Origin of the sequence: Actinophytocola xinjiangensis, assembly GCF_001921215.1 — a bacterium.
Taxonomy (GTDB): domain Bacteria; phylum Actinomycetota; class Actinomycetes; order Mycobacteriales; family Pseudonocardiaceae; genus Actinophytocola; species Actinophytocola xinjiangensis.
Genome location: NZ_MSIF01000001.1, coordinates 975,147 through 994,393, shown reverse-complemented (window position 1 = coordinate 994,393; position 19,247 = coordinate 975,147). Strand labels below are relative to the sequence as shown.

The following is a 19,247-nucleotide window of genomic DNA, read 5'->3' as shown; positions in this document are numbered from 1 at the left end:
GGTTACCGGGCCGAGAGGGATGCGGCCAGCGTGCGCACGGTCGGTGCGCGGTAGAGCTGCCGCAGCGAGAGGTCGGGCAGGCCGCGCTCCAGCATCAGCGTGCGCACCCTGGCCGCGGCGATCGAGTTCCCGCCCAGGCGGAAGAACACGTCGTCGAGACCGACCGGCACGCCCAGCACGGTCTGCCACACCTCGCGCAGCGCGGTGGTGAGCGCCCCAGCCGGTTCCGCCGACGGCTCGGCAGGCAGGCCCAGGTGTGGTGCCGGCAGCGCGTCACGGTCGAGCTTTCCGTTGACGGTCAACGGAAGCACTGGCACCGCGGTCACGGTCGCGGGCACCATGTAGTCGGGCAGCACCCGGGCAGCCCGGTCCAGCAGGGCACTCGTCGGGTTCTCGTCGGACCGGTCGCGGCACACGACGTAGGCGTCGAGCCGAGCCGTCGCCGGGTCGCCCGGCCGGCCGCCGACGACCACCGCGGCCGCCGTGACGTCCGGGTCCTCCAGCAGGACGTTGCGGATCTCGTCCAGCTCGATCCGGTAGCCCCGGATCTTGACCTGTCCGTCGAGCCGGCCGAGGTGTTCGAGTCGCCCGTCCGGGAGGAACCGGCCCGCGTCGCCGCTGCGGTAGACACGGTCGCCGTCCTGGCCGGTCAGGAACCGGGCGGCGGTCAGCTCCGGCCGGTCGAGGTAGCCCAGTGCGACACCGGCCCCGCCGACGTGGATCTCCCCGGTAGCACCGTCGGGGACCGGGGCGCCGTGCTCGTCGCGCAGTGACACGGTCCAGCCGGGGAGCGGCCGGCCGACCGACCGCGTGCCGGCGGCGGCGGACCGGCGGGTGAGGGTCTGTGCGGTGACGTGGACGGTGGTCTCGGTGATGCCGTACATGTTGACCACCCGACAGTGCTCCTCCGGGTGGCGGTCGAACCAGTCGAGCAGTATCCGGGTGTCCAGGGGTTCGCCGCCGAAGATCAGCAACCGCACCGACAGCTCCGCCTCGCCGCGCCGGTCGGCGTGGAGCAGCTGCGCGAACGCCGAGGGCGTCTGGCACAGCACGGTCACCCGCTCGACGGCCAGCAGCCGGTGGAACTCCCCAGGTGAGCGGGAGACCCAGTAGGGAACGACGACCAGCCGGGCGCCGGTGAGCAACGCGCCCCACATCTCCCAGACGGAGAAGTCGAACGCACTGGAGTGGAACATCGTCCACGTGTCGGTCACGGTGAGGGCGAAGTCGCCGGTGGTGCCGGCGAGCAGCGCGAGGACGTTGCGGTGCGCCACCACGACACCCTTGGGCCGGCCGGTCGACCCCGAGGTGTGGATGACGTAGGCGGGACTGTCTCCCGTGGTCCCAGGGTCGCCGGGTGCGCCGTGGCCGGTGTCCAGGTCGGCCGGCCGCAGCACCCTGGCGGCCGGGAAGTCGTCCCGGTCGGTGACGACCAGGCGAGGGGCGGCGTCCTCGACGAGGTACCGCAGGCGTGCGGTCGGGTTGGCCGGATCCATGGGCACGTACACGCCGCCCGCCTTGAGCACGGCGACCAGCACGCACACCAGGTCGGTCGACCGCGCGAGGCAGACCGCGACGCGGTCTCCCGGCCGGGCGCCGGACGCGCGCAGGGCGGCGGCGAACCGGTCGGTGCGCGCGTCGAGTGCGCGGTAGGTCAGCACGTCGTCGCCGCACACCAGCGCGGTGGCGTCCGGCCGCGCCCTGGCCACCGCCCGGAACGTGGCGTCCACGGTGGTCGGGAACCGCGCCGCGATCAACGCCACCAGCGGGCCGGGGTCGTCCACGAGGTACATGTGGCCGCCGTCGACCTCGACGGTGTCGAACGCCGAGGTGGTCGCCGCGGCCCATCCCTCGGTCGCGGCCGCGCTGACCAGCTGGTCGTCCCGGCCGCGTACGGCCGTGACGGGCACGTCCAGCGGATCGTGGTGGGTGGGGCGGTGGTTCTCGTGCATCGCGATGTCGGCCCGCAACACCGGCAGCACCAGTTCGCGTACGTCCTGGTCGGCCAGCGCGGGGTGCGTGTAGCCCACGATCCGGGTCAGCGCCGCCAGGAACTCGTCGTCGGGCAGGCCGGTGGCTCGTTCGGTGCGGCCGTGCCAGGGATCCGGCGACCCGCTGACGACCACCGCCAGAACGTCCACAGTGGATGTTCTGGTCAGGGTGTGCGCGAGTTCGTCGGCCAGCACGGCGCCGAGGCTGTGGCCGAACACCACGACGCGGTCCCCGCCGCGCAGCTCCCCCGCCAGCTGACCGGCGATGTCGGCGACCGCCGCGCCGACGGTGGTCAGCGGCGGCTCGTCGAACCTCTCCTCCCGGCCGGGCAACACCACCGGCAGGACCAGGACCCCCGGCGGGACGAGCGCGTGCCACGCATGGAAGGCGGACGCGCCGGCACCGCCGTAGGGCAGACAGATCAGGATGTTGCGCACGGACGCTCCTCACCCTCGCTCGGCGAGCACGTCGCGCACGACGCTGGCAAGATCCACGACCCCCGGCGGCGCGAGCATCGACCAGTGATCCCCGGGCACCGGGCGCACGTCGGCGCCCGCCGGGTAGAACGCCCGCAACCGGACCGCGAGCCTGGCGGCCGCGCGCTCGTCCACGCCCACCTTGAACACCGCCGCCGGGCAGGGCACCGGCCGCGGCCGGTACCGGGTGAGCAGCCGCGTCTTGGCCGCGATGAGCCGGCGCAGGTCCGGGTTGGCCCTGGCCTGCCGGCCGGCGGCACCGGTGCCCAGCCGGGTGTTCAGCCACAGCCGCGCCTGGCCGCGCAGGAACTCGGGATCGCGGCCGACCGGCCGGCCTGGCCGGCCCGGCACGTGGGCGTCCAGACACACCAGCAGGTCGACCTTCTCGCCGCGCTCGTCGAGCACGCGGGCCATCTCGTGGGCGACCACCGCACCGAACGACCAGCCACCGACCACGTAGGGCCCGGCCGGCTGGGCACGCACCATCGCGTCGACGTTGTGCGCGGCCACCTCCTCGATCCGCTCCGCGGTGGACAGTGGCTCGAGCGCGTACACCCGCCGGTCACCGAACTGCTCGGCCAGCGCGCGGTAACTCAACCCGTTGTCGGCGGCGTCGGCCGCGAGGAACAGCGGGGTGGCCTCGCCGCCGGTGTTGAGTGCGACCACCCGGGCGTGCTCCGGGGCCTGTTCGGACAATCGCAGCAGGTGCCCGTAGGTGGGGTCGGCGACGAACTCGGTCACCGACAGGCGCAGTCCCGCGCGTTCCCGCAGCCGGGCCACCAGTTGCACCGCCATCAGCGACTCGCCGCCGAGGGCGAAGAAGTGATCACCGGCGGCGGGGGACGTGACGCCGAGGGTGGCGCACCAGAGCTCGTCCACCACGCCGCGCACTGGACCCCCGGTGCGCGGCACCGTCGCGGACCTCGCGGCCACTACCGGTGTGCCGTTCTCGGGCGCGCGATCGTCGAACGGGTGCGGTGGCAGCGAGCAGCGCGGCGGCGCGTCCGGCCCGGCCCCGGCAAGAGTGTCCAGCGCGTCGTCGACCCCGTGGTCCCACAGCGTGCCCACCGCGCGCAGCACGCCAGCCGCACCGTCCTCCGGCCGGCCGAGCAGCGGCACCGCCAGCCGCCGGGGGTCCCAGTCGGCGTGGCCGCGCAGCGAACCGATCATGGACGAGCCGGGGCCCAGTTCGAGGAACGTGTCGCAGCCGCCGGCGAACAGCGTCGCGACCCCGGCGGCGAGTCGTACCGGCCGGCGGAGCTGCTCGGTCCAGTACCGCGGGGTCCCCACCGCGCCGGGATCGGCCCACCCGCCCGTCGTGTTCGAGACCAGCGGCACCGACGGCCGACCAGTCGGCAGCGCGGCCAGCGCCTCGCCCAGCGCGGCGGCGGCCGGGTCCATGGCCGCACAGTGCCCCGCCTGGCGCAGGTTCAGCCGCCGCACGTCCAGCCCGGCGAGGGCGTCCCCGCCGAGCACCTGCTCCATCGGCGCCAGCGGACCGGAGATCACGACGCCGCCGGTGCCCTCCACGGCGACGCTCACGCCCGGGTGCCCGGCGAGCCGGGCGCGGACCAGGTCCGCGTCCGCGCTGACGGCGGCCATCAGGCCCGGCGCGGTCGCCTCGATCGCCTTGCCACGCCGATGGACCAGGTACGCGGCGTCCGCTGGTGACCACACCCCCGCGAGCGCGGCGGCGGCGAACTCGCCGATGCTGTTGCCCAGCATGGCCGCCGGGGTGATGCCCCACTCCGCCAGCTGGCGGCCCAGCGCGTAGCCGAGGGCGAACAGGCCCAACTGCTGGTTGGCCGTGTCGTCGAACCACTCCGCCCGGCCCGGCTCGATCACCGGCGCCAGGTCGGTGGCGCACCGCTCCAGTACCGAGGCGCGCAGCTCGTCGAAGGCCGCGCGAAACCCCGGCAGCAGTGCGTGGGCGTGCTCACCGGCCGCATGCCGGAGAACACCGTAACCGGGCAGGAGGAACGCGACCGTGCCCAGTCCGGTCGCCTCGACCGGCCCCTGGTCCTGTTCGAGCTGGCGCACGGCCTCGTCCCGGTCCGCCACCACGACCGAGACCCGGTGGCCGAACCGCCGGCGCCCGGCGAGCGTGCGGGCCACCGACGGCGGTTCCGGCGCGTCGCCGGCGGCGAGTGCCTGCGCGACCTCAGCCCGCAGCCGGGTCAGGGCCCGCGGCGAGGCGGCCGACAGACCGAGCACGACGCTGGCGGCCCGCCCTGCCGGCCGGGAGCGCAGGGGCGGGCCCTCCATGACGACGTGGGCGTTGGTCCCGCCGGCACCGAACGAGCTGACCGACGCGAGCGGGACGCCCCGGTCCGGCCACGGGCCGCGCCGGTCGCACACCGCGAACGGGGTCTCGTCGAGGGACAGCAGCGGGTTCGGGCTGCCGTAGTGCAAGGTCGGCGCGAGTTCCCGGTGTTCGAGCATCAGCGCGGTCTTGATCAGCCCGGCGACCCCGGACGCCGTGCTGGTGTGCCCGATGTTGCTCTTCACCGCGCCCAGCCGACACCAGCCGGTCCGGCCGGTGGCGCCGCCGAACGCGTCGGTCAGGGCCGCCACCTCGACGGGGTCACCGAGGCGGGTGCCGGTGCCGTGCGCCTCGACGTAGTCGATGTCGGCCGGGTCGACGTCGGCGACCTTCTGCGCCAGCAGCACCGCGTCCCGCTGGCCGGGGATGGACGGGGCGACGTAACCGACCTTCTCGCCGCCGTCGTTGTTCACCGCGGAGCCGACGAGGACCGCCGCGATCCGATCACCGTCGCGTTGGGCGTCCGCGAGCCGCTTGAGCACCACCACACCGACACCCTCGCTCGGCACGGTGCCGGCCGAACGCTCGTCGAAGGGCCGGCAGTGCCCGTCGGGCGAGAGCACACCGCCGTCCTGGTACAGGTAGCCGCGCTGCCCGTGCGGTGACGCGCAGACCCCGCCCGCGAGCGCCGCGTCACACTCGTGGCACAGCAGGCTCTGCACGGCGAGGTGCACGGCGGTCAGCGAGGTCGAGCACGCCGTCTGCACGGTGATGGCCGGGCCGCGCAGACCGAGCTTGTACGCGACCCGCGAGGTGAGGAAGTCCTTCTCGCGGTGGATCACCGCCTGCAGCGGGTTCAGCTCGCCGTCGTACGGGTCGTAGGACAGACCCCGGTCGGCGCCGCCGTAGACACCGATCCAGCCGGGGAAGCGGGTGGGGTCGATCCCGGCGTCGTCGAGTGCGGAGGTCGCACACTCCAGGAAGATGCGGTGCTGCGGGTCGATCGTGGCCGCCTCGGCCCGGCTGTAGCCGAAGAAGCCCCAGTCGAACCGCAGCGGGTCCGCGATGACGCCCTTGGCCGGCACGAAGTCCGGCCGGTGCACCTGCTCGGGGTCGGCGCCCTCGGCCACCAGCCCGTCCCGGTCGAACCGGCTGATGCCCTCGACGCCGTCGCGGATCATCGCCCAGTACGCGTCGACCGTGCCGGCACCGGGGAACCGGCAGGCCATGCCGACGATCGCGACCGAGCTCTCCACCGCCGCCATCAGCGTCCCCTCGCCGCGCGACGCAGGTGTGCCCGGCGGGCGGCGCCCCGGTCACCCGCCTCGGTCCGCGCACCGACCGACACGGGTTCCCGGTCCCGGCCATCGGCGAGGAAGCCCGCCATGCCCCGGACCGTCGCGTTCTCGAACAGCCGTTGCAGCGGGAGTTCGAGGTCGAACTCGTTGCACAGCCTGGCGTGCAGGGCGACCAGCTTCAGTGAGTTGCCGCCCAGGTCGAAGAAGTTGTCCAGCGAGCCGACCCGTTCCACGGCGAGCACCGACGACCAGATCGCCGCCACCCGGGTTTCGAGGTCCCCGGTGTCGTTCGGCGCCGAGGCGACGGTCTCCGGCGCCCGCCGCGCCGGACCACCAGGCGCCGGCAGGTCCAGTTCCACGGTCGCCACCCGACGGTCCCGGTCGGTCAGCAGGACCTCGAGCATCGTCACCAGCAGATCGGGCAGGCGGTCGCCCACCGGGGCCGCCACCCGGTCGCCGCGGTAGGACACCAAGCCGGTGAGCCGGTCGCCGTCCGAGGTGAGCGACAGGATCACGGTGAACTTGCCGACCGTGCTCGCCGGCGCCGTGGCCATCGGGGTGAGCGGGTGGCCGCCGAGCACCGGCGGTGTGGCGGCGCGCACCTCCGGCCCGACGGCGACGTCGAGGTAGGGCACCGCTCCCGCCTCCCGGGGCGGGTTCAGCGCGTCGACGACGGACTCGAAGGGCACGTGCCGGTCGTCGATCGCCTCCAGCACACCGTCCCTGGTCGCGGCGAGCAGGTCGGCGACCGTCGTCGCCTGGTCGCACCGCGAGCGCACCACCACCATGTTGAGGCAGGGGCCGACGACCCCGGCGAGGTCGTCGGCACGCAGGTCGGTGGGGAAGCCGAAGGTCACGTCGGTGTCGCCGGTCCACCGGTGCAGCACCCCGGCGAGGGCCGCCGAGGCCACCATGAACCAGGACATCCCGTTCTCCTCCTGCACCGCGCGCAGGCGGGGCACGAGATGGTCGGGCAGGGCGAACGGCACGACGCGGTGCGGGCGGGCCACCTCCGGCGGCGGGACCGCGAGCCGGTGCGGCGCACCGCGCAGCGTCTCGACCCGCCGACGCAGGGCTGTGTCGTCGACCACCGGCTGGGCCTGGAGCAGCGCCCGGTAGCCGGTCGCGGGCGGAAGGTCGGCGTGGCCGTCGCGGTAGTGGTGATCCAGCTCGGCCAGCAGGATCCCGGCCGAGGTGACGTCGAAGACGATGTGGTGGACGGTGAGGGTGAGCACGTCACCCGAGGGTGTCCCGACGATGCCGAGGCGCAGCAGAGGCCCGGCGGTGAGGTCGAACGGACGCTCGGCCTCATCGCGCAGCAGACCGGCGAGCGTGGCGTCGTCCTCGGCGTGCTCGTGGCGCACCTCGGGCGCCCACGGCGCACCGATCACCTGCCGCAGCGCGCCGTCCCGGCTGACGAACGTTGTGTGCAGCACCTCGTGCCGGGCGACGACCAGGGCTGCGGCGGCGGCGAGCCGGCCCGGGTCGAGCCGGCCGTTCAGGCGCCAGACCAGTGGCACGTGGTAGAGCGCTGGTTCGGTGCTCAGCTGCTGGGCGAGCCAGATCCGCTGCTGGAAGCTCGACGCCGCCAGCTCGACCCGCTCCCGTTCGGCGGGCCGCTCCCGCGCGCCGAGAGCGGCGTCCACGACCCCGGCCAGGTCGGCCAGGCGAGGATTGCCGAACAGGTCGCGCAGCCGGAGTTCGACGTCGAACCGCCGGCGGATGCGCTGGATGAGCTTGACGCCCAGCAGCGAGTGTCCGCCGAGCTTCCAGAACGAGCCGTCCCTGGGGACGTCGGTGACGTCGAGCAGATCGGCCCACAGCTGCGCCAGCACGCGTTCGGTGTCCGAGGGGGCCGTCGCCGGGAGTGGAAGGGCCCGGGACGCGAGCCGGGCGTGGTCGATCTTCCCGTTGGGGGTGAGCGGCACCTCGCTGATCACGGTGATCCGCTCGGGCACCATGTAGTCGGCCAGCCGTTGCGCGAGGTACTCGCGCAGCGACCGTTCCTCCGGCGGGCCGCCGGGATCAGCGGGCACGACGAACCCCTCGATCCGGCCGCCCGCGTCGGCGAACACCTGGGCGAGCACGACCGCCTGGGACACGGAGGGGTGCGTGGCGAGCACTGCCTCGATCTCCCCCGGCTCGATCCGGAACCCGTGGATCTTGACCTGGTCGTCGGCGCGGCCGTGGAAGGTCAGCTCGCCGTTCTCGTCCCAGCGCGCCAGGTCCCCGGTGTCGTACATGACCGAGCCCGGTCCCCCGGACGGGTCGGGCAGGAAGCGTTCCCTGGTGAGCTCCGGCTGGCCGTCGTAGCCCGCCGCCACCCCGGCGCCGCCGACGTGCAGGGTGCCGGTCGCTCCGGGCGGCAGCGGACGGAGCCGGCGGTCGAGCACGTGGACCAGGGTGTTGTCCATGGGTGCGCCGATCGGCAACGCCGCGTCGGGTCTTGCGTGGGCCACCCGGTGGAAGGTGGCGAACGTCGTGGCCTCCGTCGGGCCGTAGACGTTGTGCAGCACCAGGTCCGGGCACGCCCGCGCGACCCTGGCCACGGCCTGGGGCGAGGTCACGTTGCCGCCGGTCCACACCTCGCGCAGTCCGGCGAAGCACCCGGGGTCGCCCTCGGCGAGCGCGTTGAACAGCCCGGTGGTCAGGAACATCGCGGTGATCCGGCCACCGCCCGCGAGCCCGCGCAGCGACACCGCGTCGAGGTCCGCCTCGGCCACGACCACGCGACCACCGGTCAGCAGCGGCATCCACATCTCGTAGGTGGCGGCGTCGAACGCGTGCGAGGAGTGGAACAGCACCGCGCGGTGGGCCGGAGCCCGCCACGCGGAGTCCAGGGCGAAGGCGACCACGTTGCGGTGGGTGGCGACCACGCCCTTGGGCCGCCCGGTGGATCCCGACGTGTGCATGACGTAGAGCGGCGCACCGGGGTCGTGCGCGCCGGTCGCGACCGTCGCCGGCCGTTCCGGCCGGTCCCCGGTCACGACGAGGACGTCCTGGTCGCCGGTGACCTCGTGGCCGGCCGTGGACTCATCGACCAGCAGCAGCGTAGCGCCGACGCCCGAGAGCATCGCGCGCAGCCTGGCCACCGGTGACCTCCGGTCCAGCGGCACGGCGACCGCTCCCGCCCTGGCGATCGCGAGCAGCGTCACCACGAGGTCGATCGAGCGGCGCTGGAGAACACCGAGCCGGGCTCCGGGGGCGACGCCCCGCTCGCCCAGGGCGCCGGCCAGTCGGGCCGCCCGTGCGTCCAGTTCCCCGTAGGTCAGCTCGACGTCGCCCTGTTCGACGGCGATCGCGTCGGGGTCCGCGGCCACCTGCCGGGCGAACAGCTCGGGGACGGTCACCTCGGGCACCTCGACGGTCCTGCCCTGCCAGCGCCGCGTCCGGTCCCGGTCCCGCGCGGTCAGCAGCGGGGCGTCGAGCACCGGTCGGTCCGGATGGGCGAGCGCGTCGGCGAGCAGCGCGGCCAGCCGGTCGCGGTGATCGTCCAGCACGGTTCCGCTCACCCGCCACGGCGACGCCTCGACACCGAACTCGAGGCTGCCGTCGGTACCGATCTGCCCGCACAGCGCGATGTCGTCGGTCGCCGCGGTCCGCAGGTGCCGCACGAGGGCGTGGCAGTCCCCGAGGAGGAGCGGACCGCCGACCTGGCGGAGTTTGACGGCCGGGACCGTGTACATCCCGCCGTCCCGGCCGGTCGCGGCCCGCCACACCTCGGCCCACCGGGTGTCCCGGTGCAGCCGCAGCTCCTGGATCCGGGTGGTGGCCTCCGCGATGGTCTCCGCCCAGGTCACCGTGCCGGACAGCCGCAGCGGCACCGGGGCCGTCCGTTCCATCGTCGCCGGCACGAGCTTGTCGAACGGCGTGTTCCGGCCGCCGAGGGCCACCCCGACCAGCACGTCGTCCACGTCGCGCATCCGCGCCACGTAGGCGGCCAGCACGGCGGTGAGCAGGCCGGGCGATCCGGCGTCCGCCGGTGGCCGGTCCAGCGCCGACCGCCCGGTCCCCTCGGCACCCGGCACGTCGGCGCCGTCGGCGAGCGCCACGGCCCGAGGTGGGTCGGCCAGCCAGTCCACCGCCGGTGTGCCCGGAAGTTCGACGGGATCGTTCTCCGCGCCGAACGGGCTGCCGCTGACCGGTTCGCCGGCCGCCAACGCGGCGTAGACCCGCGCGCACCGGCGGACCACCAGGTCCGCCCCCGCTGGGTCGAGCACGAGGTGGTGGTACCCGAGGTAGACCGTCCACCGCCGGCCGGACAGCCGGATCAGCGCCACGTCGACCAGCGGTCCCTTCGCGGGGTCGAAGGGCTGGCGCTGCCGACGGGCGATCCAGGCCTGGGTCGCGGCCTCGGGATCCGGTTCGGGGCTGACGTCCACCAGGACCGGCCGCCAGTCGTCGGTCGACACCGCCAACCGTCCCGGCCCGGTCTCGGCCGGGCGGATCCGGGTGTGCAGGCCGGGTGCCTCGGCGACCACCTGGCGCAGCGCCTCAGCGAGCTGTTCGGGATTCACCCGACCTTGGATCTCGACCGCGCAGGCCATCGCGAATCGGCGGCGGTCACCGCCGGATCGCATCGCGGACCATATTTCCAGCTGTGCTGCCGACAGTGCACGAAAAACGCTGTCCACGGACGAGTTCCCCATTTCGGCATACCAACCACGAGGTCGGTCAGGACATCATCGATGACACATTAAGAGGCCGTCCTATGATCATCCTATGACGCCGATATGACGCTGCTTCGTTATACTGCGGGCCGACCTGACAAACCACAGTGGGGAGCAGCAGAATGTCCGATTCACCCGTGGCCCTGATCACCGGTGGCGGCAGCGGGGTGGGTGCGGCGACGGCGAAAAGCCTGCTGAGGCAGGGATTCCGGGTGACCGTGACCGGTCGGGGCAAGCAGCGACTCGACGACTTCGCGGCCTCCGTCGGAAATCCGGCCGAACTGCTGACGCTGCCCGGCGACGCCGCTGACTGGGACGCGGTGTCCGCCGCGGTCGCCACCACGGTCGAGCGGTTCGGCCGGCTCGACACCGCGGTCGCCAACGCGGGCTACGCGACCTTCGACGACATCATGACCGGCGATCCGGACGGCTGGCGGGACATGGTGCTCACCAACGTGCTCGGACCCGCCCTGCTCATCAGGGCCGCGCTGGCCGCCCTCAAGCGGACCAGGGGCCGAATCGTGCTGGTCGGCTCGGTCGCCGGCGTGGTGCACAGCCCCGGCAACATCTACGGCGCGACGAAGTGGGCCGTGACGGGGATGGCGGAGAACACGCGGCGGGCGGTGACCGACGACGGTGTCGGCGTCACCCTGATCAACCCCGGCGCCACCATGACCAATTTCTTCGACGCCGGCGGCGGCCCGCCGGATCGCGCGATCATGCCGGTGGAGAACATCGCGGAAGCGATCGTGTTCGCGATCAACCAGCCGCACGGCGTGGACGTGAACACCATGACAATTCGCCCACAGCCGTCCCCGCTGTAACTCCCACGACGACGACGAAGGAATTCTCATGAATGTTCTGGACGATCCCGACGGTCATTTTCTCGCGCTGCGGAACGACGACGGACAGTTCTCCCTGTGGCCGGCGGTCGTGGACGTTCCCGCCGGCTGGTCGACGGTGTGGGCAGGCGGGCGGCAGGAGTGCCTGGACTATGTGGCCCGGGAATGGACCGATCTGATCCCGGCCAGCCGGGGGTCGTCGCCGGGAGAGTTGGCCGAGGCTCCGCGCTCGTAGCCGAACGCGGTGGCCAGCGGATCGCATCGGTAGTGGTCGGCGCTGGGCCCGTCCGCGACCAGCAGGTGCGCGTCCACCAGCCGTTCCAGCAGGTCGTGGGCGTTCGCCTGCGGCAGGCCGGCCAGCGCCGCCGCGTCCTGGACCGTGAGGTCGGAGCGATCGGCCAGGCAGATCGTGTGGAAGAACGACCGCGCGGCGGCGTCCAGTCCCCGGTAGGCGACCCAGAACACGTCGCGCACGCCTCGTCCGTCGATCTCCAGGAAATCGAGCCGGGTCCCGGTGGCGCGCAACCGGGTGGTCACGTGCGCCACGCGCCAGTGCCGTCGGTCGGCCATGCGCCGACCGACGGTGTCCAGCGCGAGCGGGGACCCCCCGCACAGGCGCACGAGTGTCCGCGCCGGTTCGGGCTCGGCGGCGAGCCTCGGCGCGCCGACGCGCCCGGCGAGCAGCGTCACGCCCTCGTCGTGGTCCATCGGCCCGACGCAGACGTGGGCGGCGACGAGCCGCAGATCGGTCAGACGCCTGCGCGAGGTGATCAGCACCGTGCAGGTCGCCGCCGCGGGCAGCAGGCAGGTCACCTGCGCGGAGGCCGCCGCGTCGTCGAGCAGGAACAGCAGCCGGCGGCCCGAGGTGCGAGAGCGGAACCGCGCCGCCCGGGCCTCCAGCCCCGGCGGGACGTCCTCGGCCGGCACTCCGAGGTCGGTCAGGAACCGCGCGAGGACCCGCTCCGGCGGAACGGGATGCCCGGTGCGGCCACCGAGGTCGGCCACCAGGTGCCCATCCGGGTGGCTGTCGGCCAGTTCGTGGGCGATCCGCTCGGCCACCGTGGTCTTGCCGAATCCACCGGGGCCGGTCAGCACGACGACACGGGCGTGGCGGCCGTCGTCGCACCCGGCCTGCGTCGTGAGCACGTTGCGGACCTCGGCGAACAGGGTTCGTCGGTCGACCAGGCCGGTCTGTCCTGGCGGCAGCTGTCTGGGCACCTCCACGCGCACGTCCTCCGCCGGAGCGACGGCCAGCAGCGCGGGATCGTGCCGGAGGATCTGCTGCTGAAGTCGTTGCAGCGCGGGCACCGGGTCGACGCCAAGTTCCGCGTCGAGGGTACGGCGCAGGTCTTCGTACTCGCGCAGCGCCTGACTCTGCTGACCGGCGCGGTAGTGCGCGAGGATCAGCGAGCGCCGCAGCCGCTCGTCGCTGGGATCGGCGGTCGCGGCCTCGGCCAGATCCGGCAACGCCTGGGTGGGCTCGCCGAGCAGGGCCTGTTCCTCGGCGAGGGTTTCCAGCGCGAGCGTCCGCAGTTGGCAGAGCCGGTTGCAGGGCACGTCGGCACCCGCGGCGACAGGGTCGGGGAGGGACAGATCGCCCCATTTGGCCAGGGCGCGCTGCAGGCAGAGCACCGCGACCGCGGCCTCGCCACGCTGGCTGGCGGCAAAGCCCTCCTCGCACAGGGTGCGGAAGTCGACCACGTCGATCGCGGCGAGCCCGGGCACCGGGCGTAGCCGGTAGCCTCTGCCGACCGTCTCCAGCACCGACCGACTGGGCCCGAGGGCCTTGCGCAGCCGGGAGATGTGCGCCTGGAGCTGAGCGGCCGCCGTGGGTGGCGGCGCCCCGACGTAGATACCCGCGAGCAGTTGGTCGACCGGCACGACGGTGTCGGCCAGCAGCGCGAGGACGCGCAGGACCGAGCCGGGAAGCCGACCGGTCAGGTCGGTCTCACCCCGGTCGCCGGAAATGCGCACAGTTCCGAGAACACCTATATCAGCTACCACTAAAACCCCAGTTTCGACGGCGCGGCACATCGCCGAAAATAATTCACTCCCCAGCGGTCCAGCATTCATGGCTGACCGTCGACCACGTTAGCAATGAGGTCACGAGGTGTCAAGACACCCCTCGATGTGCTATTAGTTGGTCAATAGATGCCAACGGAGAGTCTGGGGCAGCCATGAACAATGATCACTGGCAGGTGGAAGTAAGTGATAAATGTCTGGGTTCAGGGCTGTGTACCGGCCTGGCACCGGAACATTTTCGGCTCACCGCCGGTCGCTCCCGGCCGGTGTCGGACATGATCGACCCCACGGCGACCGTCGCCGAGGCCGCCGAGATCTGCCCCGCCGAGGCAATACTCGTACGCGACGCGGCTACCAGATCAGTTGTCGCGCCAGTCGACTGATAATTCATGTCGAACAACCTTCGAGGCATTTCCGAACGCGATGTCACATTGCTCCGAAACCGCGACTTCCAATCACTCTGGATCAACCAGTTCCTTTCCTCGGTCAGCAAGGAAGCGACCGAGGTCGCGTATCCCCTGCTCATTCTCGCGACCACCGGTTCGGTCACGTTCTCGGCGACCGTGGGGGCGGCCCAGATGGTCGCCGCCGGTCTGACCGCCATTCTGGGCGGGTGGCTCGCGGACCGCCGCGACCGGCGGCTCACGCTGATCGGATGTGATCTCACCCGAGCCGCCCTGCTGCTGGCGCTGTGCGTGCTCATCGCCACCGGACACGCGGGAACACTGACCGTCTTCGTCACCGCGGTCGGTTCGGCGGTGTGTGTGGGCATCGCGAATCCGGCGGCACTGGCGGCGGTGAAACACCTGGTGCCGCCGAGCCAACTGACCCGGGCGACCGCCCAGAACCAGATCCGGCCGCACGCCGCCATGACCCTCGGCTCACCGATCGGCGGTTCCCTGTTCGCCCTCGGCCGGGCGGTACCGTTCCTGGCCAGCGCGGTCCTGTTCGTGCTGTCCACCGTGGCGCTGCTGTTCGTCACCCGCCCGATGCAGCAGGCCCGAACCGTCCGCGGGCACGACGAGTCGGGCAACGCGCTGGCGGGCTACCGTGCCATCCGGGCACAACCGATCATCTTCCTGTGGCTGCTGTGGGTGGTCGGGTCGAACATGGCGTTCAACCACACCGGCACGTTCATCGCGCTGATCGCCACCGCCAGGGACCGGGGCGCGACCGAACCCACGATCGGCGTGATGCTCGCGATCGCGGGCGCGGGTGGCCTGGCCGGCGCGTTGGTCGCGTCCTGGGTGGTCCGCCGGCTCAGTCCCTCGGCGGTGTTCGCGATCGCGGCGTGGCTCGGCCCGGCCGCCACGGTCGCGCTGATGGTGCTGCCCGGCACCGTGACGCTGGGCGTGGTCGTGGCGTGTGTGTTCGCCCGGGCGCCGGCGGTGAACGCCCTGTTCTACGCCTATGTCGCGGTCCTGATCCCCGACTGGCTGCAGGGCAGGGTCCTCGGCCTGGCGATGTTCGTCTCCCTGTTCTCCACGCCGTTGGGGATCCTGGGCGTCGGCCTGATCTTCGATCTGGCCGGCGCGACCTGGGTCTTCGCGGCGATGGGTGTGCTGTCCACCGCCGCGGCGATCCCGACCCTCACCCGACGGATGCGCACCCTCCCCCGGCCGGAACACCTCGCCACGGCCCCGTGAGGCGCACAGCCCGGAGAAACGGCCCGCGAAAGCCAGCGACCCGCGCCTGGAGGACCCTCCTCCCTGCTCTGTCGCGGCACACACCGATGTCGCCTTCGCGCGGCCTGAGCGGTTGTCAGGCCAGGTGGCGTGTGAGCCACTCGCTCGCGAGGCGGTCGACCTCGCGTGTGAGTTCCCACTGGGGTGCGGGCGCGAGGCCGGGCTCGTCGGCGAGCGGGTGGGCGAGCCCGGGGATCTCGACCAGGTCACCGGCCGGGAGAGCGGCGGCGAGTTCGCGTGCGGGCGCGATGATCGCGTCGGGATGGTCGTCGGCGCCGACGATCAGACGGACGGGCGTGTCGCCGAACTCGGGCGCGCGGGCCACCAGGTCCATCCGGTCGGCCGCTGTCTCGGCGGCCGGTGACCACGTGTAGGGCCGGCCCAGCAGCTGCTCCAGGATCGGCTGCGCGGCCCGTGCGCTGACCAGGGCGTTGACCAGCACCAGAGCGGCGACGTCGACGGCGCCCGACAGAGCCACCGCACCAGCCACACCGCCGCCCGCCGAGCCGCCCAGCAACCCGACCGGCCCCGACCCGACACCGTGGACCGCGCGCAGGTGGTCCCAGGCCGCGGGGAACTCGGCGACAGCCTGGGTGTTCAGCGGATCGTGTACCTCCAGGAACGGGTCAGCCACGACACGGCGCGCGATCTCCTCGGGCTGGAGCGACCGCGCACCGGACATCGGCAGACCCAGATAGACCCGCCACCCGTCAAACCCCGCGAGCGGAAGCGCGGCCGCGAACGCCTCCGGGGTACGGGGCGCGTCAAGCAGGTGCCATGCGACAACCGCCGGCGCGTCCGACCCCGGGGTCGACGGGCCACGCAGCACGTAGGGCACGCCGGCAGCGACCCCGGTCTCGATCGTCGGTACCGGCTCGGTCACAGGTGTCCCCTCGGTAGGCAGCGCAGGCGTTCCCGCTGATCATCGACCTCCACCGCGCCACCGGCGAGCGGTTTCGCCACGAGCTGACACCGGACGCCCAGCTCCGCGGATCGAGTTGACTGGGCGAGGACTCGCTGGAGGACACCTGTCCGCCCCCTCCGGAGCCGGGCAGGGTCGGCGGTAGCGTTCCTGGCATGGCACCCGGACCACGGCTCACGCTCGCCGACCTGCCGCCGGCCGCGCGGGCGATCGCGTCGGCCACGACCGACGCGATCGCGGCCACGCGGGCCGGCGACCCCACCGCGTTCGACGATGCCTGCGACCGCCTCCTGCTCGCCGACCCCGAGCACACGCGCGTCATCCTCGGCGACACCGTTCGACTGCTGCTGGAGGAGGTACTCCCCGACGGGGTGGACGGCGACGACCTCCGCGAGATCATCGGCCGCGGTGCCCGGACGGCGGCGCCGTGGTTCCCCGGCGTCGACCCAGGAGTGATGGTCGTCGTCCTCAGCGGCGCGCTCGGGATCCATCCGGACAGCCCGCCGGACTCCCGCACCGGGGAGGAACGGCCGCCGGAGCCGGACGACCCGTGGGACGCCGTCCCACCTCGACCGTCGGCAGCCTCGGTCACCCAGCACGCCGTCGTCCTCCTCGCCGACCTGCTGTCCGTGCGCGGCCGCCCACTACGCGGTTACCTGGAGGCCGCGTTCACCGAGATGGCACGGCGGGAGACTGTCGAGCAGCCCTGAGCGGCAACTCGGGCACCACCCATCGCCATTCCCGTGCGGCACGCGCCGTCCGCTACCCCACCGTGACCATTGCCTCGGCGACCTCGCCGGCCGCGGCATCGGGGATCGCGGTGGACGCTTCCTCAAGGACGAGCAGCCGTGCTCCGGAGATCTCGCGCGCGATCGCCGCGCCGTTGCCGACGGGGAAGAACGGGTCCCGGCGGCCGTGAACGACGAGCGTGGGGATCTCGATCTCGGGTAGGCGTTCGCGCCAGCGGGGTGCGCAGTTGAGCCTGGCGAAGACCATGTTGAGCTGGTTGGCCAGCTGGGTCGCGGGCGCGGTGCCGGGTGTGCGGTCCCAGATGCGCGCGGCGATCGCGCGTGCGGCGACGGGATCGTCGCCGCGGATCTCCGCGCGGGTGGCGGCGAACTCCGCCACTGCCGCGCGGTCGGTCCAGTCCGGCATCGGATGCGCGAACAGGCGTTTCATCATCGTCGGGTCGTGGTCGGGGAGGTCGGCGTCGGGCTTGCCGGGCGCGACCGCGCGCGTGCCGACCAGGGTGAGCGCCGAGAACGCGGCGGGATGGTCGAGCGCGGCGACTTGGGCGACCATCCCACCGACACCGATCCCGGCGAGGTGCGCGGGCACGCCGCCGAGTGCGTCGACGAGGGCCACGGCGTCCGCGGCGAGGTCGCGCAGGGTGTAGGTGGGCGCTGCCGGGTCCACCGTCGTCGACTCGCCGCTGTCCCGCAGGTCGTAGCGCACCACGCGACGTCCGTGGGTGGCGAGGCGTTCGCACAGCGCGTCGGGCCAGGAGAGCATCGTCGTTCCGCCCACGAGCAGAACAAGTGGTGCGTCGTCGTCACCGAAGGACTCGATGCCCAGGGCGACCTCGTTGGCGTTGATGGTGGCCATCGGGACGGTCAGCTGCCCAGGGCGGCGACGACCGGCGCGGTCTTCGAATAGCCGGCGGCCTCGACGATCCTGCCGTCGACGACCCGCATGACGTTCACGCCACGGACGGAGTCGTCGACGCCGGGACCCCACACGTAGCGCCAGCGGATGAGCGCCCACCCGTCACCGGAGTGGACGTCCTCGACCTCGAAGTGGCTGGCGGTGTCGTCGATGAGCGCCTTCCACGAGCCGAACGAAGCGTCATAGCCCTCGTAGCGGGTGCCGTTGGGAGCCGGCTGGACGCTCTCCATGACGCAGTCGGGGGCGATCAGGTCCATGAGGAGGGTGGCATCCCGTTCCTGGAACGCCCGGTTGAAGCGAGCGATCGTGTCGGCCGTGCTCCGAGTGGTGGTCATCGCACTTCGTCCTTCAAGTAGAATGATCGGTCTATCTGGACGATATAGACTGGTCGATCTACTGTCAATCGGGGAAGGACGCAGCGATGACAAGACCGAGCCCGGGGCCGCGCGAGCGACTGCTCACCGCCGGTCAGCACCTCTTCTATGCGCGCGGCGTCGCCGTCGGCGTCGACGCGCTCCTGAAGGAGGCGAAGGTCGCCCGCAGGTCGCTCTACGAGCACTTCGGCGGCAAGGACGGACTGGTGGCGGCGGTCCTGCACCGCGCGGCCGAGGAGGACCTCGCGTGGTACGACGCCGCCCTGGCCGCCGAGGACGAACCGCGCGAGCGACTACTCGGCCTCTTCGACCGGCTCGACGAACTCATCGCGAACGACGACTTCCGCGGCTGCCGCTACTTCGCCAGTGACGTCGCCCTCGACGATCCCGACCATCCCGCCCATGCCGAGACCGAGGCGTTCCGCCGACGGCTTCGCGAGCGCCTGATACGGGAGCTGGAGGAGATGGACCACGCCGACCCCGAGCGCGCGGCCAACCAGCTGCACCTGCTGATCGAGGGCACCCTGGTGATGGGAGCGACCCAGGACGAGCGGCAGCCCGCGCGCGCCGCGCGGGACCTGGCGGCCCTCGTCCTCGGCGGAGGAGGTGCGTGATGGCGGTGATCGAGGATGTTCTCGCGCTGGGCTCGGATCTCGAGCGCTCCTATCCGGTCCACGTACGCGGCCGGTTGAAGTTCCGGGTCAGGCAGATCGTCTACGTCGCGTTCTCCCTCGACGAGGCGGTGATGGGGTTCGCCTTCCCGAAGGAGGAGCGTGCCGCGCTCGTCGCCAGCGAGCCGGAGAAGTTCCAGCTGCCGTCGCAGTCGGACATGCGGTTCAACTGGGTCCACGCCGGGCTCGCCGCACTGGACCCGACCGAGGCCCGCGAGTTCGTCGTGGACGCGTGGCGGATGGTGGTCCCCCAGAAGGTCTCCCGCGCCTACGACCTCACCCATCCCGGTGGTCCGGGATGACGGCGCCCGCCCCGTGGTCGACGATGCGTTCGACGCGTCGGCACGGGGCAGGTCGCCGCCCGGCT

Annotated in this window: 13 protein-coding genes; 6 read left to right on the top strand and 7 right to left on the bottom strand. The window is 72.7% G+C overall.

What is annotated here, in order from left to right; all coding sequences use genetic code 11:
* Positions 1-2: 2 nt before the first annotated feature.
* Genes BLA60_RS04390 through BLA60_RS04380 form a run of 3 tightly spaced genes read right to left on the bottom strand, consistent with a single transcriptional unit; the run spans position 3 to position 10,678 of the window.
* Positions 3-2,429, bottom strand: coding sequence for an amino acid adenylation domain-containing protein (locus tag BLA60_RS04390; RefSeq protein WP_075131320.1), 2,427 nt, complete (start codon positions 2,427-2,429; stop codon positions 3-5).
* 9 nt (positions 2,430-2,438) lie between these two features.
* The gene (locus tag BLA60_RS04385; protein ID WP_075131319.1) at positions 2,439-5,996 is read right to left on the bottom strand and encodes a type I polyketide synthase; all 3,558 of its coding nucleotides are present in this window, start codon (positions 5,994-5,996) and stop codon (positions 2,439-2,441) included.
* Positions 5,996-10,678, bottom strand: a complete 4,683-nt coding sequence (locus tag BLA60_RS04380; RefSeq protein ID WP_075131318.1) for a non-ribosomal peptide synthetase — start codon at positions 10,676-10,678, stop codon at positions 5,996-5,998. The genes BLA60_RS04385 and BLA60_RS04380 overlap by 1 nt, the downstream gene beginning before the upstream one ends.
* 143 nt (positions 10,679-10,821) lie before the next feature.
* On the opposite strand from BLA60_RS04380, the gene BLA60_RS04375 reads away from it, so the two are divergent.
* Together BLA60_RS04375 and BLA60_RS04370 are read left to right on the top strand one after the other, a co-directional pair.
* Complete coding sequence (locus tag BLA60_RS04375; RefSeq protein WP_075131317.1) at positions 10,822-11,523, top strand: SDR family oxidoreductase; 702 nt, start codon at positions 10,822-10,824, stop codon at positions 11,521-11,523.
* Between the two features lie 28 nt (positions 11,524-11,551).
* Positions 11,552-11,776 (top strand): MbtH family protein, encoded by a 225-nt coding sequence (locus BLA60_RS04370; RefSeq protein WP_075131316.1) that lies wholly within the window; start codon positions 11,552-11,554, stop codon positions 11,774-11,776.
* Here the strand turns inward: BLA60_RS04370 and BLA60_RS04365 are convergent.
* Positions 11,692-13,515, bottom strand: coding sequence for an AfsR/SARP family transcriptional regulator (locus BLA60_RS04365; protein WP_075131315.1), 1,824 nt, complete (start codon positions 13,513-13,515; stop codon positions 11,692-11,694). The genes BLA60_RS04370 and BLA60_RS04365 overlap by 85 nt on opposite strands.
* 479 nt (positions 13,516-13,994) lie before the next feature.
* Here BLA60_RS04365 and BLA60_RS04355 point away from each other — a divergent pair, with 479 nt between their 5' ends.
* Positions 13,995-15,209, top strand: a complete 1,215-nt coding sequence (locus BLA60_RS04355; RefSeq protein ID WP_162292895.1) for an MFS transporter — start codon at positions 13,995-13,997, stop codon at positions 15,207-15,209.
* A gap of 115 nt (positions 15,210-15,324) precedes the next feature.
* Here the strand turns inward: BLA60_RS04355 and BLA60_RS04350 are convergent, their stop codons facing one another.
* Positions 15,325-16,131 carry an alpha/beta fold hydrolase gene (locus BLA60_RS04350; RefSeq protein ID WP_075131312.1) on the bottom strand — a complete coding sequence of 269 codons (807 nt, stop codon included), beginning with the start codon at positions 16,129-16,131 and terminating at the stop codon, positions 15,325-15,327.
* A gap of 194 nt (positions 16,132-16,325) precedes the next feature.
* Between BLA60_RS04350 and BLA60_RS04345 the strand changes: the two genes are divergently transcribed.
* The gene (locus tag BLA60_RS04345) at positions 16,326-16,880 is read left to right on the top strand and encodes a hypothetical protein (protein ID WP_075131311.1); all 555 of its coding nucleotides are present in this window, start codon (positions 16,326-16,328) and stop codon (positions 16,878-16,880) included.
* 52 nt (positions 16,881-16,932) lie between these two features.
* On the opposite strand, the gene BLA60_RS04340 is transcribed toward BLA60_RS04345, so the two are convergent.
* Both BLA60_RS04340 and BLA60_RS04335 read right to left on the bottom strand, forming a co-directional pair.
* On the bottom strand, positions 16,933-17,775 hold the full coding sequence (locus BLA60_RS04340) for an alpha/beta fold hydrolase (RefSeq protein WP_075131310.1): 843 nt from the start codon (positions 17,773-17,775) through the stop codon (positions 16,933-16,935).
* 8 nt (positions 17,776-17,783) lie between these two features.
* Positions 17,784-18,170: a nuclear transport factor 2 family protein gene (locus tag BLA60_RS04335; RefSeq protein WP_075131309.1), complete on the bottom strand. Its 387-nt coding sequence runs from the start codon at positions 18,168-18,170 to the stop codon at positions 17,784-17,786.
* Positions 18,171-18,256: 86 nt separating this feature from the next.
* Here BLA60_RS04335 and BLA60_RS04330 point away from each other — a divergent pair, with 86 nt between their 5' ends.
* Positions 18,257-18,823 carry a TetR/AcrR family transcriptional regulator gene (locus BLA60_RS04330; RefSeq protein ID WP_075131308.1) on the top strand — a complete coding sequence of 189 codons (567 nt, stop codon included), beginning with the start codon at positions 18,257-18,259 and terminating at the stop codon, positions 18,821-18,823.
* Positions 18,823-19,182, top strand: coding sequence for an MmcQ/YjbR family DNA-binding protein (locus tag BLA60_RS04325; RefSeq protein ID WP_075131307.1), 360 nt, complete (start codon positions 18,823-18,825; stop codon positions 19,180-19,182). Before BLA60_RS04330 ends, BLA60_RS04325 begins: the two co-directional genes overlap by 1 nt.
* Positions 19,183-19,247: the final 65 nt, after the last annotated feature.

What these genes read in the sequence shown, in the direction of transcription:
- BLA60_RS04370 (WP_075131316.1), top strand. Translation starts at nt 11,552, where the DNA reads ATGAATGTTCTGGACGATCCCGACGGTCATTTTCTCGCGCTGCGGAAC.
- BLA60_RS04325 (WP_075131307.1), top strand. Translation starts at nt 18,823, where the DNA reads ATGGCGGTGATCGAGGATGTTCTCGCGCTGGGCTCGGATCTCGAGCGC.
- BLA60_RS04335 (WP_075131309.1), bottom strand. Translation starts at nt 18,170, where the DNA reads ATGACCACCACTCGGAGCACGGCCGACACGATCGCTCGCTTCAACCGG.
- BLA60_RS04340 (WP_075131310.1), bottom strand. Translation starts at nt 17,775, where the DNA reads ATGGCCACCATCAACGCCAACGAGGTCGCCCTGGGCATCGAGTCCTTC.
- BLA60_RS04330 (WP_075131308.1), top strand. Translation starts at nt 18,257, where the DNA reads ATGACAAGACCGAGCCCGGGGCCGCGCGAGCGACTGCTCACCGCCGGT.
- BLA60_RS04385 (WP_075131319.1), bottom strand. Translation starts at nt 5,996, where the DNA reads ATGGCGGCGGTGGAGAGCTCGGTCGCGATCGTCGGCATGGCCTGCCGG.
- BLA60_RS04345 (WP_075131311.1), top strand. Translation starts at nt 16,326, where the DNA reads ATGGCACCCGGACCACGGCTCACGCTCGCCGACCTGCCGCCGGCCGCG.
- BLA60_RS04380 (WP_075131318.1), bottom strand. Translation starts at nt 10,678, where the DNA reads ATGGGGAACTCGTCCGTGGACAGCGTTTTTCGTGCACTGTCGGCAGCA.
- BLA60_RS04375 (WP_075131317.1), top strand. Translation starts at nt 10,822, where the DNA reads ATGTCCGATTCACCCGTGGCCCTGATCACCGGTGGCGGCAGCGGGGTG.